The organism is Sinorhizobium sp. CB7, assembly GCF_041357635.1.
Taxonomy (GTDB): domain Bacteria; phylum Pseudomonadota; class Alphaproteobacteria; order Rhizobiales; family Rhizobiaceae; genus Rhizobium.
In genome coordinates this window covers 444,588-461,264 of the sequence record NZ_JAULLL010000001.1, presented here as the reverse complement: position 1 = coordinate 461,264, position 16,677 = coordinate 444,588, and the positions used below count along the sequence as shown (strand labels likewise).

General features: G+C 58.3%; 21 protein-coding genes. 15 read left to right on the top strand and 6 right to left on the bottom strand.

Features of this window, described 5'->3' with window-relative positions; translation table 11 throughout:
* Positions 1–249 precede the first annotated feature (249 nt).
* Together AAE029_RS02130 and AAE029_RS02125 are read right to left on the bottom strand one after the other, a co-directional pair.
* Complete coding sequence (locus AAE029_RS02130; RefSeq protein ID WP_371071136.1) at positions 250–516, bottom strand: BON domain-containing protein; 267 nt, start codon at positions 514–516, stop codon at positions 250–252.
* An 81-nt stretch (positions 517–597) separates the two neighbouring features.
* Positions 598–1,221, bottom strand: a complete 624-nt coding sequence (locus tag AAE029_RS02125) for a hypothetical protein (protein WP_371071135.1) — start codon at positions 1,219–1,221, stop codon at positions 598–600.
* A 383-nt stretch (positions 1,222–1,604) separates the two neighbouring features.
* On the opposite strand from AAE029_RS02125, the gene dxr reads away from it, so the two are divergent.
* Positions 1,605–2,795 carry a 1-deoxy-D-xylulose-5-phosphate reductoisomerase gene (dxr, locus tag AAE029_RS02120; protein ID WP_371071134.1) on the top strand — a complete coding sequence of 397 codons (1,191 nt, stop codon included), beginning with the start codon at positions 1,605–1,607 and terminating at the stop codon, positions 2,793–2,795.
* A 42-nt stretch (positions 2,796–2,837) separates the two neighbouring features.
* Here dxr and AAE029_RS02115 read toward each other — a convergent pair whose 3' ends face one another.
* Positions 2,838–3,029, bottom strand: coding sequence for a hypothetical protein (locus tag AAE029_RS02115; RefSeq protein ID WP_371071133.1), 192 nt, complete (start codon positions 3,027–3,029; stop codon positions 2,838–2,840).
* 390 nt (positions 3,030–3,419) lie between these two features.
* Here AAE029_RS02115 and AAE029_RS02110 point away from each other — a divergent pair, with 390 nt between their 5' ends.
* The 5 genes from AAE029_RS02110 to AAE029_RS02090 all read left to right on the top strand — a co-directional run bounded on the left by AAE029_RS02110 (position 3,420) and on the right by AAE029_RS02090 (position 6,406).
* Positions 3,420–3,659 carry a type II toxin-antitoxin system VapB family antitoxin gene (locus AAE029_RS02110; protein ID WP_371071132.1) on the top strand — a complete coding sequence of 80 codons (240 nt, stop codon included), beginning with the start codon at positions 3,420–3,422 and terminating at the stop codon, positions 3,657–3,659.
* Positions 3,659–4,054: a type II toxin-antitoxin system VapC family toxin gene (locus AAE029_RS02105; RefSeq protein ID WP_371071131.1), complete on the top strand. Its 396-nt coding sequence runs from the start codon at positions 3,659–3,661 to the stop codon at positions 4,052–4,054. The genes AAE029_RS02110 and AAE029_RS02105 overlap by 1 nt, the downstream gene beginning before the upstream one ends.
* A 656-nt stretch (positions 4,055–4,710) precedes the next feature.
* Complete coding sequence (locus AAE029_RS02100) at positions 4,711–5,187, top strand: CDP-diacylglycerol diphosphatase (protein WP_371071130.1); 477 nt, start codon at positions 4,711–4,713, stop codon at positions 5,185–5,187.
* A 194-nt stretch (positions 5,188–5,381) separates the two neighbouring features.
* Entirely contained in the window at positions 5,382–6,041 is a 660-nt protein-coding gene (locus tag AAE029_RS02095) for a dihydrofolate reductase family protein (protein ID WP_371071129.1), read from the top strand.
* Between the two features lie 38 nt (positions 6,042–6,079).
* On the top strand, positions 6,080–6,406 hold the full coding sequence (locus AAE029_RS02090) for a hypothetical protein (RefSeq protein WP_371071128.1): 327 nt from the start codon (positions 6,080–6,082) through the stop codon (positions 6,404–6,406).
* A 117-nt stretch (positions 6,407–6,523) separates the two neighbouring features.
* Here AAE029_RS02090 and AAE029_RS02085 read toward each other — a convergent pair whose 3' ends face one another.
* Positions 6,524–6,742, bottom strand: a complete 219-nt coding sequence (locus AAE029_RS02085; RefSeq protein ID WP_371071127.1) for a hypothetical protein — start codon at positions 6,740–6,742, stop codon at positions 6,524–6,526.
* 311 nt (positions 6,743–7,053) lie between these two features.
* On the opposite strand from AAE029_RS02085, the gene AAE029_RS02080 reads away from it, so the two are divergent.
* The 6 genes from AAE029_RS02080 to AAE029_RS02055 all read left to right on the top strand — a co-directional run bounded on the left by AAE029_RS02080 (position 7,054) and on the right by AAE029_RS02055 (position 13,160).
* Positions 7,054–7,773, top strand: coding sequence for a FadR/GntR family transcriptional regulator (locus tag AAE029_RS02080; protein WP_371071126.1), 720 nt, complete (start codon positions 7,054–7,056; stop codon positions 7,771–7,773).
* Positions 7,770–8,936: a PLP-dependent transferase gene (locus AAE029_RS02075; RefSeq protein ID WP_371071125.1), complete on the top strand. Its 1,167-nt coding sequence runs from the start codon at positions 7,770–7,772 to the stop codon at positions 8,934–8,936. The genes AAE029_RS02080 and AAE029_RS02075 overlap by 4 nt, the downstream gene beginning before the upstream one ends.
* A 39-nt stretch (positions 8,937–8,975) precedes the next feature.
* Entirely contained in the window at positions 8,976–10,235 is a 1,260-nt protein-coding gene (locus tag AAE029_RS02070; RefSeq protein ID WP_371071124.1) for a sugar ABC transporter substrate-binding protein, read from the top strand.
* A gap of 91 nt (positions 10,236–10,326) precedes the next feature.
* Positions 10,327–11,262: a carbohydrate ABC transporter permease gene (locus AAE029_RS02065; protein ID WP_371071123.1), complete on the top strand. Its 936-nt coding sequence runs from the start codon at positions 10,327–10,329 to the stop codon at positions 11,260–11,262.
* A 4-nt stretch (positions 11,263–11,266) separates the two neighbouring features.
* Complete coding sequence (locus AAE029_RS02060) at positions 11,267–12,097, top strand: carbohydrate ABC transporter permease (protein WP_371071122.1); 831 nt, start codon at positions 11,267–11,269, stop codon at positions 12,095–12,097.
* 4 nt (positions 12,098–12,101) lie between these two features.
* Complete coding sequence (locus AAE029_RS02055; RefSeq protein ID WP_371071121.1) at positions 12,102–13,160, top strand: ABC transporter ATP-binding protein; 1,059 nt, start codon at positions 12,102–12,104, stop codon at positions 13,158–13,160.
* Between the two features lie 85 nt (positions 13,161–13,245).
* On the opposite strand, the gene AAE029_RS02050 is transcribed toward AAE029_RS02055, so the two are convergent.
* Positions 13,246–13,608, bottom strand: coding sequence for a type II toxin-antitoxin system RelE/ParE family toxin (locus AAE029_RS02050; RefSeq protein WP_371071120.1), 363 nt, complete (start codon positions 13,606–13,608; stop codon positions 13,246–13,248).
* Between the two features lie 4 nt (positions 13,609–13,612).
* On the bottom strand, positions 13,613–13,864 hold the full coding sequence (locus tag AAE029_RS02045; RefSeq protein ID WP_371071119.1) for a type II toxin-antitoxin system ParD family antitoxin: 252 nt from the start codon (positions 13,862–13,864) through the stop codon (positions 13,613–13,615).
* Positions 13,865–14,304: 440 nt separating this feature from the next.
* Here AAE029_RS02045 and AAE029_RS02040 point away from each other — a divergent pair, with 440 nt between their 5' ends.
* The 3 genes from AAE029_RS02040 (at position 14,305) to AAE029_RS02030 (ending at position 16,496) form a co-directional block, all read left to right on the top strand.
* On the top strand, positions 14,305–14,760 hold the full coding sequence (locus AAE029_RS02040; RefSeq protein WP_371071118.1) for a GNAT family N-acetyltransferase: 456 nt from the start codon (positions 14,305–14,307) through the stop codon (positions 14,758–14,760).
* 152 nt (positions 14,761–14,912) lie between these two features.
* Positions 14,913–15,395 carry a DUF2380 domain-containing protein gene (locus AAE029_RS02035; protein ID WP_371071117.1) on the top strand — a complete coding sequence of 161 codons (483 nt, stop codon included), beginning with the start codon at positions 14,913–14,915 and terminating at the stop codon, positions 15,393–15,395.
* A gap of 198 nt (positions 15,396–15,593) precedes the next feature.
* Complete coding sequence (locus AAE029_RS02030; RefSeq protein ID WP_371071116.1) at positions 15,594–16,496, top strand: DMT family transporter; 903 nt, start codon at positions 15,594–15,596, stop codon at positions 16,494–16,496.
* Positions 16,497–16,677: the final 181 nt, after the last annotated feature.

The window sequence follows — 16,677 nt, the reverse complement described above, 5'->3', positions numbered from 1 at the left end:
AGGCCCCTCCTCCCATCGAATCGGACTCCATAATATTAGCACCCCCGCATGCTAATTTCTGAACGAAGGTGAAAAGCCGTACGCATGAATCGCAAAGATATCGGGGGTAAAAATGAATGTTACGCATTACGAAGATTCGCCGCCGAATTGGCGGCCCTCGTCAACTGAGTGCAAAAAAAAGAAGCTGAAATCGTTCCCGGTCGGTTCACTGGTGCAGCCCACCCAGAGTGAGGGTCTCTGCCGAGCGTCCTATCCGATTAGAATCTGATTCCGCACCGTGCCGACGCCTTCGACGGCACGCGCAACGGCGGTTGCTCTCTCGATCTCCTCGACTGTCGCGACTGTTCCACCAAGCAGAATGTCGGCATCATTTGCCGTAACGCTTACATCCGACGCGTCGATGCCTCCTGCGACGGCGAGAGCATTTGCCACTGCTGCTTCCAGTCTCGCACGCGTGAAGTGATCGACCTCCACTTCAGGTTCCAGCCCGTGAAAACTTGCCTGCTTGAAAACCATCGTTCGTCTCCTCCAATGGAATTCCAGGAAAGAAAACGCGCAATGGGGCGGCTTGGTTTCAGCGGGACCGGATAAACTCGTTTACCATTTGACCTGGTAGTTCAGCCGGACGTCACCTGTCGGCTGCGCCGAAAGCGGCTCCGTCAGCGACGCGCTGAAATTGAGATTGGACAGGATCGCCTGATTGAAGCCGAGAGTGGTCGTTACATCGCCGCTGGCATCGGCAATCGTTCCCTGGGCAGAGAGGGAAGTCCCCGTCCAGGGATAGATCAGCTTGACGGCCTGCGAAGCATTAACGGACGCCTGCTGGGCGCCCGTGGCGTCATAGTCGATATTGAGCGAACGGGATGTTTCCATGTCGAAGGAATCGGACAATATCCAGCCACGCGATCGGCTGAGCAGCAGTGCTCCCGTGCCGCGCAGGGTATCGACCTGGACCGAGACTTCCTGCACGAAGCGGCTGGCGGGCGTGATATTTTCCTTCAAGAGCTTGCCCCAGAGCATTGCCTGCTGTGAATCGGGCAGGATTGCACCCTTGTTCGAACCGAGACCGAAATCCGCGCCGGCGCTCGTCTCCCAGGCTAACGGCAGGCGGAAGCCTATCGTCGTCTTGTAAGTCTGCGGCGCGACCTTGACGGGATTCCATATCACGAGGCTATCAGCCTGCGCGGACGCCATACCCATCGAGAAAGCAATGAATACCATCAGAAGAAATCGTATGCGTTTCGTCATAGAAATCCGATCGATTTGAACAACTGAGACAATGCGCCGATTCCCGGCATGTTGATTTGTAGATGCGCTCAGTCGAGCGCGCTGAGGCCCTAGAAGCCCCATATCCAGAATGTCAATTTTTTGCCGAGCCTGAGGCTATTGGCGAATTGCCGGTTGCGCTATGCGCCCTGAACCGATCCAATACGGGAAGTGGACAACCCGCTGCGGTTCAGCAGTCTCAAAGACTGTTAGTATGATCACATTCCATGCCCGGCTTGTAAACCCCTCGGCTCAAGAAATCTGCTGCACCGCACACTTGCCGCCCCTTCCAATCCCCTGTAGAGACGAGCCATGCAAGCGAATATCCGGGTTATTGAATGAAAACCGGCAGCAATAAGCGACGGTTGACGATCTTGGGTTCGACCGGCTCTATCGGTCAAAGCACACTCGATGTGATTGCCCAGCTTGGAGGCCGGGAGGCCTTCGAGATTGCCGCCGTCACCGGACATGGCAATGTTGAATTGCTGGCGCGCCAGGCGCTGAGTTGCGGCGCGGCCCTGGCCGTGACCTCGGATGATGGGCAATATCAAACATTGAAGGACGCGCTCGCGGGGACCGGCATTGCGGTTGCAGCCGGCCGACAGGCGCTGATCGAGGCTGCGACGATCGAATCGGATTGGGTCATGGCGGCGATCGTCGGCACGGCAGGACTGGCTCCCACTTTGGCTGCGGCCCATCGCGGTGCCGATATTGCGCTTGCCAACAAGGAATGCCTCGTCTCGGCCGGCGACCTCTTCGTACGTGCCGTGGCCGAAGGCGGCGGAAAGCTGATCCCCGTCGACAGCGAGCACAGCGCCATTTTCCAGGCGCTTGAAGACGACCAGCGTCACGCCGTCGAGCGCATCATCCTGACCGCTTCTGGTGGGCCGTTCCGCACCTGGACGCGCGAACAGATGGCCAGCGTGACGGCCGCAATCGCCCGTGCCCATCCCAACTGGTCGATGGGCCTGAAGATCTCCATCGGCAGCGCCTCGATGTTCAACAAGGCGCTGGAAATGATCGAGGCGAAGCATCTGTTTGATGTCAGCCCAGGTCAGATCGAGGTCATCGTTCACCCGCAATCGATCATCCATTCAATGGTCGGCTATGCGGACGGGTCCATTCTGGCGCAGCTCGGCTGCCCCGATATGAGGACCGCGATCGCCTATGCGCTGACCTATCCGGCCCGTTCGCGCATAAACGTCGAGCGGCTGGATTTCGCCAAGCTCGCCCGGCTCGATTTCGAAGCTCCGGATGAAACCCGTTTCCCCGCCCTGCGTCTTGCCCGCACCGCGCTTCAACGCGGCGGCCTGCAGGGCGCGGTGATGAACGCGGCCGAGGAAATCGCCTTCCAGGCATTCGTCGACGGCCGCATCGGCTTCCTCGACATGGCGACGATTGCCGAAGCGGTCATGGATCGCATGATCGCGGTCGGTACGGCCGCGACAATGGACGATGTCTTTGCTGCGGATGGCGAAGCCCGCCGATATGCGGCGGAACAGGTCGCGCAAAAGGAAATGGCGGCATAGAGCGCGCGTCCGATTGGATGCACTGCGACCGCTATTTGCCTGTTACTCGCTCAACGCAAGCGTCTCGACTGCAGGCTGCACGAACACCCGCGCCTGAACCTTTGGCTCCGACCTCAGACTTTCACCGATGACAAGATAGAGTATGAGAACGGCCATGGTAGTGCCGATCACAAGCAATGGGAATCTGGTCGAGAGACTGGCGTCCTCGCGTGAATTGGGATCCTCAAATCTCATAGCGAGATCCTTTCCCGGATGTTGCGTATATTGGTCGGCCACGCACGATTGCTGGCCTTTTGAAGCTGACAGCGGCTGTATGACGAGGACTATAGCGAGCAGTGTTCGGCGGCTGTATCGTACAAAGGTTTAGGTGCGACTAGCCTTCCAGCTATCAGATTGAAAGCTCATGCGATGGGCGTTCTGCACCCGGCATATAACCTGACCCCTTGCGGGATCGGCGGCGCACAACAACCAAGGTTTCCTGCCGCCATTCATGATTGCTACCTAATCGAGATTCCTGGGCAGTCATAAATCTTTCATTCCCGGACAACACGCGATCTAACCGCTAATCTATACAGTGACCGTATATATGTATATATATAGCTTGTCAGTACGGAGCTTTTTGGAATGATCACGATTCGCGATGAGGAAGTTCGCACTCTCGCCCAGACCGTTATGAAGAAATGCGGTGCTGGAACTATGACTGCCGCCATCAAACTCGCATTGCAACACGAAATCGAACGGGCGGACGAGACAATTCCCTTGATGACGCATGTGCGTGAAATGGTAGCCAAAGCCAAGGCGAAGGCGGTTAACCCACCGGAGGTAAACGCACCGGACGCGCGCGACACCTTGTGGGATCGCTGATGTTTGTCGATACGTCAGCCATCATTGCCATACTAAACCTGGAGCCCGAATCGGAAGCATTTGTCGAAAAAATAGGGGCAGCGGACCATGTAATCACCGGTGCCCATGTTCGGCTGGAAGCATGTATGAACCTTACGAAGAAACTTGGCGTGGAAATCAGCACCGCAACCGAGCTGTTCGACACTTTTTTGCTACACGCAAAAATCACCGTGCTTCCAACCAGTGACGAGGTCGCCCGCCTTGCCGTCGATGCCTTTGCCAGTTTCGGGAAAGGGCGGCATCCCGCGGGCCTTAATTTTGGAGATTGTCTTTCCTACGCTTGTGCTGCCCACCACCGTAGTCCAATTCTCTTCAAGGGGCGTGACTTTGGGAAAACAGACCTTCCATTGGCGTAGCCCACTCCCCTCACTTTCTTGAGCTCGAAGCCGCGCTTCGGAAGCTCCCGCGTCCATTCCGGAACAAAGTCGAGGCCAAGCCTCCTGGAGAGCCCAATCAGACAGCGACGGCCTGCGTCCGTAGACAGTCTTGGCGAAGTAGCGCTCTGTGTAGGAGAGATTCTGCCGGGAAAAGGCGATGATCTTCTGACCGCAGTCCCCACTTCATCCCTCCGACGGACGTCATCCTTGGCCACCGCCAGCAAATAACGCTCATGGGCGATCACGAAGAAGCCTAGCGAGCCAATGTTCTCCACCGGGCGGATGAGGCAAGCTTGATGCGGCCCGGGTACCTAGGGGTGCTCAAGACAACACCTCACTCCTCCGTCATCAAAAGTTCGCACAGCCTTCAAGAAACTGTCTCGACGTGACGCTAAACCTCGCCAAAGCACAGTGCAATTTTTTTTGCAGAGGGAAAACGACATGTCACGGAAATTGCAAACCATGGTTGCGGCAAGCACGCTCGTCCTATTTGCGGCGGTTGGCTCCGCTCAGGCGGAGACGACGGTTAAATTCTGGCACAGCTTCAACAAATCGTCCGGCGCCGCACTGGACAAGATCATCGCCAACTTCGAAGCCCAGCTCTTCTCAATGATCAGACTCCGAACTATTTCGAATTGGCATGGCAGCAGCGAGGTATCCTCTCTGCGAGCTTCGGCCGCTCCATACCGGACAGCAGGATCATCCTCGCAATCAATTCCGAATACGGTCGTACGCAGGACTGGCTCCACGTCCATATGTCGTGCGTCCTCGACACCGTCAGAAAGAGAATCGATGCCGTCGACCAGAATAATCCTCCGTTCTGGAAACCTGTCGCCGGTGGTGTTCTCGGCCATGACTACTGGATTCGTCCCACGACGGCACAGGAGCTACATGAATTCGGGCCATTCAAACTGCTGTCGGACGGAATTGCGGGCGCAGGCGAGGACATGGGCAAATTCAGCCTTGCCATGACCATATCGCAGTCCGGTGATTTCATTCTCCTGGCAACAAGGCGCAATCTCCTGAATCTCAACCTCGGATCGGCGGAAGAGCTCCAAGATCATGATTGCAGAGGGCTTCCGCCCTCTGAGGATAAAAGCGCGACGGGGTAGGCAAATTATCTGCGCCTACGTCGATCCGCTCCGCCGGAGGCAACTGATTGAAGTTGTGATGAACCCGCCGCCCGCCTTGGGGGCCGGGCTGACGAATCACGAGATGAAATTTCCTGGCGGTTGTCGGCGCGGGCCGTGGTCAGACGTCCTTGACATGTAGATGGGCCACGAGGGCTCGACCACGGAGAGCAGACATGAGAAAAATCATCACAGGTGCATTCGTCAGTCTCGACGGCGTCATGCAGGCCCCTGGCGGCCCGGACGAAGACCCGATCGGTGGCTTCAAGTATGGCGGCTGGGCTGCCCCTTATTTTGACGAAGCGATGGGAGAGGCTGTGGGCGAGATGTTCGCCAAGCCGTTCGACCTTCTGCTCGGCCGCAAGACCTATGACATTTTCGCTGCGCATTGGCCCTATGTAGATGCCAATGATCCGATCGGTCCGCTGTTCGACCGCATCACCAAATATGTCGCGACCCGCAATCCGGACTTCAAGCTCAGCTGGCAGAACAGTCAGACGCTGGGGGCCGACGTGGTTGGTGCACTCAAGACGCTGAAAAGCGGAGAGGGGCCGGATCTTTTGACCCAGGGATCGACCGTCCTTCTGCAGACGCTCTTCAAAGCCGACCTGGTCGATGAACTCCATATCTCATTCTTTCCGGTCGTGCTCGGCAAGGGCAAGAAATTGTTCGGCGACGGCGCTTTGCCGGGCGCGCTGAAACTTATGAGTTCGCGGGTCTCCGGCTCCGGCGTAACGACCAACAAATATGTCCGCGCGGGCGAGATCGTCACCGGCTCGTTCGAATTCGAACAGCCGACGGAGGCAGAACTGGAGCGGCGCAGGAACCTGAGCTGAGGGGTATGTTTCTTAGACGCCATTTTGAGAGGTGAGTCATGGAGGACGTTCCGGTCATCAAGACGCGGCGCAAAGGCAAAAGCCAGACGCAGAGCATGCTGATCCCAAGCGAAAGGATGGTCGTTGACGAGCTGCGGGCAGCGCAGCCCGGCCATTTGTCGGACCTGGCGGAGCTAAGGCGTGCACTCGCGGCAAAATACGGAGCCGATGCGTGCTGCCCGGTGACCATGCAGCGGCACCTGGTGCGCATCAGCCAGGACGGCAGCGCTCCCTTTTGGCGTGTTGTCGATCCCGACCGGCCATTTGCCCGGCGAATGACCGGTGGACCGGAACGAATCCGTGAAGCACTGGCTGCGGAGCGCTGAGCCGCATCCTTCAGCCGCCGGGGAATCTCAGGTCATAGCGCTGGAAGCGCTCGAACGCGCCGCTTTATGCCAAACCCATCACAGGGCTCTGATCGTCGGCATGAACACGCTCGTCACTTACCCTAGCCGCTTGAAAGTCCATTTCACGACGTAATCGCCGTTGCGCTTCATTTTGGTTTTGGTCTGTACCCGAAAAGTTCGACCCAAGGCTAGCTCGGCAGTTTCGAAAGCATGGCGAGCCTCGGCCATTGCCTTGTGATATACGCTGTTGTCGCGCTTTGGGCTTTCGGCTACCGCCTTAAAAAGGGCGGCCATTTCCGGGTTATCTTTGGCCATCAATTGGCTTTGCTCCGTCTCGGCCTATGCCGCAGTCGCGGCTATCGAATGGCTCAATACTAGAAAGCGCCCCAAAACCAAAGCTCGAACAGTCTGCGCGTTGCCATCCGCAAATACACGTTTCCCGCATTCATTTCGCCAAAAAGGTCGAAATCCCATCATTTGCGCACCACCCCTTCCATTCGATCAGCTGAGCATTTGCGGAGAATCTATTTATCGCACTTCTATCTTGACGCATCCCCTTCGTTGCGAAATGCTAAGATGTCAGACCAATTTGAAGGTCGACTGCCTGAATAAGAAAATGGGGAACCATGAGGGTAACAAGCGACAGGCCGTTGATCCAGCCGCTCCCGGCGATCGACCGTGCGCGTCAGGTGACCGACGCGCTCGCGAATTATATCGAGGATGCGAAGCTTCAGGCGGGCGACCGCCTGCCGGCGGAGCGCGAATTGATGTCGGCGCTCGCCGTCGGCCGTTCCACGATCCGCGAGGCAATCCGCCATTTCCAGGCGCTCGGCGTCATCGAGGCGCGAAAGGGCAGCGGCACCTATCTGCTGAAGCCAGTCTCGAAGGCGACCATCCATATGCCTTTGTCCCTCGACACCATGCATCTGCGCGACGCGCTGCTGCAGACCCTGGAAGTGCGGCGGGGCATCGAGGCGGAAGCTGGTATGGTCGCGGCCAGGAAGCGAACGGCGAAGGACCTCGTCACGATCGAGGAAAAGCTGAACGAGATGGAGCGTGTGCATCTCGCGAAGGGGACTTCCGGGCCGGAAGACCTTGCTTTCCATCTTGCCGTCTACGACGCCACCCATAATCCGCTGTTTCGCCAGCTTCTCGGACAGATGCGCGAGGCCTTCGAGCGCTTCTGGATGCATCCCTTCGACAGGCAGGATTTTGCCCGCCGGTCCTTTCCCTTTCATCGCACGCTTTTCAACGCGATCGCCGCCCGGGACCCGGAGGCGGCGCGCGCCGAAACATTGAAAATTCTCGACGTCGTCGAGGAAGACATCAAGGAAATGTCCAAATGAGCAACGGCGCAGAACCGTTCGATCTTGCTTCACTCATCGTCGCCCATGATGAAGGCAATGCCTTCGAGGCGGTCGTGCCGCCGATCGTGCAGACCTCGCTTTTCACCTTCACCGATTACGACGACATGATCGCCTCCTATCGCGGCGAGAAAGTTCGGCCGATCTATACGCGCGGGCTGAACCCGACCGTGCGCATGTTCGAGGAGATGCTGGCAAAGCTTGAAGGTGCCGAGGATGCTTTGGGCTTTGCAAGCGGCATGGCGGCGATCTCGTCTGCGGTCCTGAGCTTCGTCGAACCAGGGGACCGCATCGTTGCGGTCAAGCATGTCTATCCCGATGCCTTCCGTCTGTTCGGAACGATCCTGAAGCGGATGAAAGTCGAAGTAACCTATGTCGACGGCCGCGACGAGGAGGCGGTGGCGAAAGCCCTGCCCGGTGCGAAGCTCTTCTACATGGAAAGCCCGACGAGCTGGGTGATGGAGGCGCATGATGTCGGCGCATTGGCCGCGCTCGCCAAGGCGCAAGGCATCGTCACCATGATCGACAACAGCTGGGCGAGCCCCTTCTTCCAGCGGCCGCTGACGCTTGGCGTCGATCTCGTTCTGCATTCGGCCTCGAAATATCTTGGCGGCCACAGCGACGTCGTTGCCGGCGTCGTTGCCGGCTCGAAGGACATGATCGCGCGCATCAAGGCGGAAGCCTATCCTTATCTCGGCGGCAAGCTGTCCCCCTTCGATGCCTGGCTGCTGATCCGCGGGCTCAGGACGCTGCCGATCCGGATGAAGGCGCACGAGGCCTCGGCACTGGCGATCGCCCGCCGCCTGCAAGAGCTCGATATCGTCGAGACTGTCTGCCATCCGGGGCTCGCCAATCGTTTGCCCACGGGGCTGAACGGCACGTCTGGCCTCTTTTCGTTCATCTTCCGCGAAGGCGTTGATGTCCGCGCCTTCGCAAACCACCTCAAGCTTTTCAAACTGGGAGTAAGCTGGGGTGGCCATGAAAGCCTGATCGTACCGGGCGAGGTCGTGCTTCAGCAGAAAGCGCAGCCGAATTCCGCGCATGCCTTCGGCATTCATCCGCGGTCCGTACGCCTCCATGTCGGCCTCGAAGGAACCGAGGCCCTGTGGAGTGATCTGGAGGAAGCGATCGCCGCCACCTCATAGTCCTAACCGATGAGAGAACCTAAAAAAGGGGAACTGAGCATGAAAAGACTGATAACTGCAGCGCTCTTCGCCACCATGATGGCGGGCACGGCCCTTGCCGACACCACGCTGAAGCTGGTCGAGGTCATCACCAGCCCGGAGCGGACCGAAACGCTGAAATCGATCGTCGGCAAGTTCGAGGCCGCCAATCCGGGAACGAAGGTGGAAATCATCTCGCTGCCCTGGAACGAAGCCTTCCAGAAGTTCGCGACCATGGTGTCCGCCGGCGAGATACCTGATGTCATGGAAATGCCGGACACGTGGCTCTCGCTCTACGCCAATAACGGCATGCTCGAAAGCCTTGAGCCCTATCTCGAAAAATGGGAGCACACCAAGGAACTGACGCCGCGCGCGCTCGAGCTCGGCCGCGACGTCAACAACACGGCCTATATGCTGCCCTACGGCTTCTATCTGCGCGCCATGTTCTACAACAAGAAGCTGCTTTCGGAAGCCGGTGTTGCCGAACCGCCGAAGACGATGGACGAATTCGTCGCGGCGTCCGAAAAGATTTCCAAGCTGCCGGGCAAATACGGCTACTGCATGCGCGGCGGACCGGGCGGCCTTAACGGCTGGATGATCTTTGCTGCCTCGATGGCGGGCAACAACAAATACTTCAACGATGACGGCACCTCGACCATGAACAGCGAAGGCTGGGCCAAGGGCATCGAATGGATGGTCGATCTCTACAAGAAGGGCTATGCGCCGAAGGACAGCGTCAACTGGGGCTTCAATGAAGTCGTGGCCGGCTTCTACAGCGGCACCTGCGCCTTCCTTGACCAGGACCCGGATGCGCTCATCGCGATCGCCGAGCGCATGAAGAAGGAGGACTTCGGCGTTACTCCCCTGCCGAAGGGCCCGGACGGCAAATCCTTCCCGACGATTGGCTATGGCGGCTGGTCGATGTTCACCACCAGCCAGAACAAGGATCTTTCCTGGAAGCTGATCGCCACCCTCGAAGGGCCGGAAGGCAATATCGAGTGGAACAAGCGCATCGGCGCGCTTCCGGCCTATAGCTCCGCGGAGAAGGATCCCTTCTACGCGGGTGACCAGTTCAAGGGCTGGTTCGAGGAACTGGCCGACAAGAACACGGTTCCGACGGTCATGCCGACCTATCTCGAGGAATTCGCCTTCTTCAAGGATTCGATGGCAATCAAGACCTCGCAGCAGGCGCTCCTTGGCGATATCTCGCCGAAGGAACTGGCGGACCAGTGGGCCGATTACCTCACAAAGGCGCAGCAGAAGCACCTCGCCAAGAAGTGAGCGTGTGAATTTCGAGGCGGCGGATTACCGCCGCCTTTTTCCAAACGACACGGACGGCGCGGAAAGCGCCGCGAATGGGAACTGTTGCATAATGACCATTTCCGCCGATACGCTCGAAATCCGTCACGACCGCAGGCCGTGGCTGAAGCGCATCGCCGATGCCTCGGAGCCCTATCTCTACAGCGCTCCTTCCCTCATCCTGATCATGGCGGTGATGCTGGTACCGCTGGTGCTCGGCATCTCCTATGCGTTCCGCGACATCCAGCTGCTCAATCCCTTTTCGGGCGGCTTCGTCGGACTTGAGCATTTTCGCGATCTCGCCAAGGACCAGGCCTTCTACGGCGCGCTCAGGAATACGCTGTGGTGGACCGGCGCATCCGTCTTCTTCCAGTTCATGTTCGGTCTCATCCTGGCGCTGCTGCTCGACAAGCCGTTCTGGGGCCGTGGCGTAGTGCAGGCGCTGGTCTTCCTGCCCTGGGCCGTACCCTCCTTCCTTGCCGGTCTCAACTGGGCATGGCTGTTCAACCCGGTTATCGGGCCGATCCCGCACTGGCTCTTCGCGCTCGGGCTGATGAGCGAGCCCGGCAATGTCCTCTCCGATCCGCAATATGCGATGTGGGGGCCGATCGTCGCAAATGTCTGGTGGGGCATTCCCTTTTTCGCGATCACGCTGCTTGCCGCCCTGCAGGCGATCCCGCGCGACCTCTATGAGGCCGCCTCTATCGATGGCGCGGGCTGGTTCCAGCGCTTCTGGTCGATCACCCTGCCCTTCCTTGCCCCGACCATCGCCATCACCATCCTGCTGCGCACCGTCTGGATTTCCAACTTCGCCGACCTCATCGTCGTCATGACCGGAGGCGGGCCGGCCGACCGGACGCAGATCGTCGCAAGCTACATCTTCACACAGGCCTTCAAGCGGCTCGATTTCGGCTATGCCTCGGCGATCGCCCTGGTGCTGCTGATCCTTCTGCTTGCCTATTCCATGCTGATCATCCTGCTGCGGCAGACCCTGCTGAACAAGGATTGAGACCATGAGACGATCCTTAGCTCCGACCATCGCGCATCGCCTGGCAATTCTCTGCTACATCGTCTTTGCGCTCTTCCCGCTCTTCTGGCTGTTGAAGGTCTCGGTGACCCCGAACGACCTGCTCTATACCGAGGGTGTGCGCATGTGGCCGTCGCGCTCGACCTTCGAGCACTATGCCTTCGTGCTGCAGCACAGCGCCTTCCCGACCTTCTTCCGCAACAGTTTGATCGTGTCCGGGTCAACGGCGATCACGGTGACGATCTGCGCCTCGCTCTCCGGCTACGCCCTGTCGCGCTTCCGCTTCAAGGCAAAATACTGGATCGTGGCGCTGATGCTGCTGACGCAGATGTTTCCGCTCGTCATGCTGGTGGCGCCGATCTTCAAGATCCTGTCGCCCCTCGGCCTGACCAACAGCCTGACCGGCCTTGTCATCGTCTACACTGCCTTCAACGTGCCCTTCGCCACCTTCCTCATGCAGTCCTTCTTCGACGGCATTCCGAAGGATCTCGAGGAAGCGGCGATGATCGACGGCGCGACGCAATTCACCGCCTTTCGCCAGATCATTCTGCCGTTGACGCTGCCCGGGATCGCCGCGACCCTCGGCTTCGTCTTCACGGCGGCCTGGAGTGAGCTGCTTTTTGCGCTGATGCTGATCTCCGGCAATGATGCAGCGACCTTTCCGGTCGGACTTCTCACTTTCGTTTCGAAATTCTCGGTGGATTTCGGACAGATGATGGCGGCCGGCATCATGGCGCTCATCCCGGCCTGCCTCTTCTTCCTGCTCATCCAACGCTATCTCGTCCAGGGCCTGACGGCCGGCGCGGTCAAGGGTTAGACAAATGGCATCCATCGATATCCAGAACATCCGCAAGTCCTACGGCAAGGTGCCGGTTCTGCACGGCGTCGATCTCACCATCAGGGATGGTGAATTCGTCGTGCTGGTCGGCCCGTCCGGCTGCGGCAAATCCACGCTGCTCCGAATGATCGCGGGGCTGGAAGAGGTGACGGCCGGCGAGATCCGGATTGCCGGAAACCGGGTCAATGAGCTGGCGCCGAAGGACCGCGACATCGCCATGGTTTTCCAGTCCTATGCGCTCTACCCGCATATGAGCGTGACCGGAAACATGAGTTACAGCCTGCGTCTGCGCAAGACCGCCAAGGAGAAGATCGCCAGCGCTGTCGGCAATGCGGCGTCAAAGCTCGGGCTCGATCCGTTGCTGGAACGGCGGCCGAAGGCGCTCTCCGGAGGCCAGCGCCAGCGCGTCGCCATGGGCCGCGCCATCGTTCGCCAGCCCAAGGCCTTCCTCTTCGACGAACCGCTGTCGAACCTCGATGCAAGGCTGCGCGAGCAGATGCGCGCCGAAATCAAGAAACTGCATGGCGACCTCAAGGCGACCTCGATTTACGTGACGCACGATCAGATCGAGGCGATGACTTTGGCGGACCGGATCGTCGCCATGCATGGCGGGGTGGTGCAGCAGGTCGGCAGTCCCCTGGAGCTATACGACCGCCCCGCCAATCTCTTCGTTGCCGGCTTCATCGGCTCGCCCGGCATGAATTTTCTCGATGCCACCTACGAGGCAGGCAACGTCCGGCTGAAGGACGGAACCATCGTTGCGCTTTCCAAGCCCGTCGATCTGGCGGAAGGCGCAAAGGTGACGCTCGGCATCCGGCCGGAACATGTGACGATGTCTGCAAACGGCAGTGGAATGACGGCGAATGTCGAACTGGTGGAACCGACCGGCTTCGGCATCATCCTGCACCTCAGCCTGCATGGCCTGCCCTTCAAGGTCTTCACCCTCGACCGCGCAGCACTCAGCGCCGGGCCAACAGTCAATGTTGCCTTCCCTGCACAGTATCTCCATGTCTTCGACGAGAACGGCGACAGAGCCGGCTGATTTTCATCAAAGACGCAGGTACACCGGAAAGACGCTGCGTGAAGAATCGTGCCGTGATTATCCTTTCGGCATCCGATGGGCAGTCCTATGTCTTGGAGCTCGGAGCTTTCCCTGACAACGCCGCTAAATCTTCCCGGAGACGCACCGGCAAGTCCATCCGCTCATGCAGAATGCTCATCACACCGAGATCGCCATTATCCAATTCTCGGAAAAACAGGTAATGCCGCTCGTAGCGGCTAAAATAGGCTTCGCGTTTGATATCAGCGGGAACCGCAAGCTTCTGCGGGAGCTTTCGCCATATCGCCTTGTCATCGCACAACTGCTGTAAATGAGCGTGCAAGCCAATGATATAGGTTATGGCCTGCTTCTCGCCCCATGTCTCAACGGTGTCGCGCCAAATCTTGTCCTGAGCGTCATCTGCTCGGGGAAAAAACCGATACGCAACCATACTATTAGCGGCGCTGGTTTCGGCGGATTACATCCTCGGCCGTAACGGTGACGAATTCGCTATCGTCGGCGCGCATAGCGGGGGCAACTTCCTTTTGCAATTCTTCCCATGCTTCAGCACGGGTCTGCAGATCGTGACGGATCAAGGCACGAATATACTCGCTGGCATTTTCATAGAGGCCATCCTCACCAATCTGCTGCTGAATATGCGCCTGCAGTTGACCGCTCACCTTCACATGAATGCTTCCCGATGCCATCGGCATGTCCTTTCGTTCTTCCTAATTTGGAGAGCGTAGCACATATTGTCAATATTCATCACCGAAACGTAGGGAAGCGCGGTACGAGCCCGCAAGCGGGCGGTCAGATGGTGATGTTTGACGTCTAGGCGGTCTTGCCGTGCAAAGGTTCACCCGCCTAAACGCAAGAGCCCGCAGTTGAAGCTGGTAGAGCTCTGTTCAGATTTGCATTGCAGTGAACGCATCATCCTGCGCCTGACCCTGCATAGTCTGCCCTTCAGGGCCTTCCAGCCTCGATAGCGGAGTCCTGGACGCAGGGCCGACAGTAAATGTTGCCTTCCCGGCGCAATATCTCCATCTCCTCGATGAGAACGGCGACAGGGGCCCGGTTGATCATTGTCGGAAACCCGGGTACCCCAGGACGGAAACCGTGCCGTGGCGGGAACAGGCGGAGAGCCATAATGGGCAACGAAGATATTCGTATCAGTCCTTTGACTGGGGCAGATAAGTCTGACTGGCAACCCCTGTGGAAGGGCTACCAGGAATTCTATCATGTCGATATCGCCGAGGAGGTCACCAACGTGACCTGGCAACGGCTCCTCGACCCGGATGAGCCGGTCTATGGCGCGTTGGCATGGGAAGGCGAGAGGGCCGTCGGCATGGTTCACCAGATCCGTCATCGATCGTGCTGGACCATCGGCGACTACTGTTACCTGCAGGATCTATTTGTCTTACCGGAGCTAAGGGGCAAGGGTGTCGGGCGCAAATTGATCGAGCATGTTTACGAAACGGCTGAGGCCGCAGGCTGCTCCCGGGTCTACTGGTTGACGCACGAAACGAATACCGACGCAATGCTGCTTTATGACCGCATCGCCGAAAGATCGGGTTTCATTCAATATCGGCGCATGCTGCGATAGCGCTTCTCGCCAGGCGACCTCTGCAAGAAAGTTTGCCTATTGGCCGTTACCATCCCGGCTGCTATCCTCGCAACGAGGAGGAGAAGATGCTGAGAGTGCGACGCCAAGCTGTGCGAAGGTCGTGCCGCTTTCCTGCGTATGGCGGGCTCTTCATGGTGCTTGCCGGTGCCATTGGAAGTGCATCGTCCGGTTTCGCTGACACCGCAGTGCCGATAACTTTGGCGATCACCAATTTCGATTTCAGGGATACATCGGGGGAAGTCAGGGACCTTAGTGCTGAACACGCAAGGCGGCTGGAAGCGATGGGGATTATGCTGCAGGAAGGCCTTTCCGCCAGCAAAAGGATGAATGTCGTCCCGGTGACCTGCGAGACCGGCAAATGCACGGCAAGAACCGCCGGATTGGAGGCACTTTCCAGCCAAGCGAAGACCGCCGGTGCAAATTACATGCTGATTGGGGAAGTCCATAAATTGAGCACGCTGGTCGGTAACGTGAAATTCGCAGTGTTCGATTTGACCAGCAATAAGCCCACCTGCGATCGTTTCCTAACTTACCGCGGCGATACGGATGAGGCGTGGCGGCGAGCCGCAGCATTCGCTGCAACTGACATCGAAAAACACTGCCTTCCAGAATAGCCGCACGGAGGTCACACCCGCGTTAACGGACGTGGCAGCAGATCGCCGCGAATGAGCATGCTGACGACCGGATCGATTGAATCAAGGTTGCCGGCGTCTTCCAGGCGAAGCGTCGCATGCCGTAGGACATCATTGTCTTTAGCAATCTCTTTTGATAGGCGGGTTGTACTCAACCATATTTCACCTCCGCAGGCTTCGATGTTTTCTCGACCGACAAACCACGAGCCGGGTCCGCTCACCGGGATCGCCTTGGCGTGTCTTGGCTATTCACTCTTTGCGATCCAGGATGCAATGGTGAAATGGCTGGTTGACGACTATGCTGTGCCGCAAATTCTATTTATCCGCAGCGTGATCATCGTCGTCTTCGCAGCGATCATCGTGCGGAGCCAGCGCCACCCTTCGATCCTGACAAGCCCGAACAGGCAATCGATTATCCTTCGGGCCTGCCTGATGCTCGGGGCCTGGCTCTCCTATTATTCCGCGGCGCGGCACCTCGGTCTCGCCGAGATCACGACCATGTATTTCTCCGCGCCGGTGATCGTGGTCGTCCTTTCCATCTTCGTCCTCAAGGAGCGAGTGGGAATAGTGCGCTGGCTCGCCTGCCTCGGCGGTTTCGCGGGGGTGGTAATGGCGGCAAATCCGGCAGAGGCACCGAGCCTCGTGCCGGCCGGGATGGTACTGTTTGCCGGATTCTGCTGGGCCTGGAGCGTTATTCTCGTGCGGCTCGTCAGCCGCACGGAAAGCACGTTGAACCAGATGATGGCGACAAGCTTCCTTTTCGCCGTTGCCTGCGGCGTCGTGTTGCCCTGGTTGTGGAAATCTCCTAATGCCATCGGTTGGGCCCTGATGATCGGTCTCGGCCTGGTTAGCGCGCTGGGCCAATACCTGCTCTACGAAGGTTTTCGCTACGCACCCGCCTCGACGATCGCGCCGATCGAATATAGCGGTCTCGTCTGGGCATTCCTCTACGGCTATCTCATCTGGGCGGAAGTTCCGACAGCGAACGTCGTCGTCGGCGCATTGCTGATCGTGGGATCGAGCCTCGGCCTAATCTGGTGGGAACGTCGCCTGGCGATTTCGGCACGCCGATTGGCAATATAAACGCCGTATCGGAAAACCGCTCTGAAGAAATAATGTTTACTTATAGAGTTTCATAAGGCTCATCTTTCACTGGCCACTGCATGTTCCTTAAATCGGAAGCGATTTAAGGAACATGCAGCATTCAAAGTGTTACAGCGATTTTTGTGCGAAGACGCACAGCGCTGTAGTGGCCACAATGGTA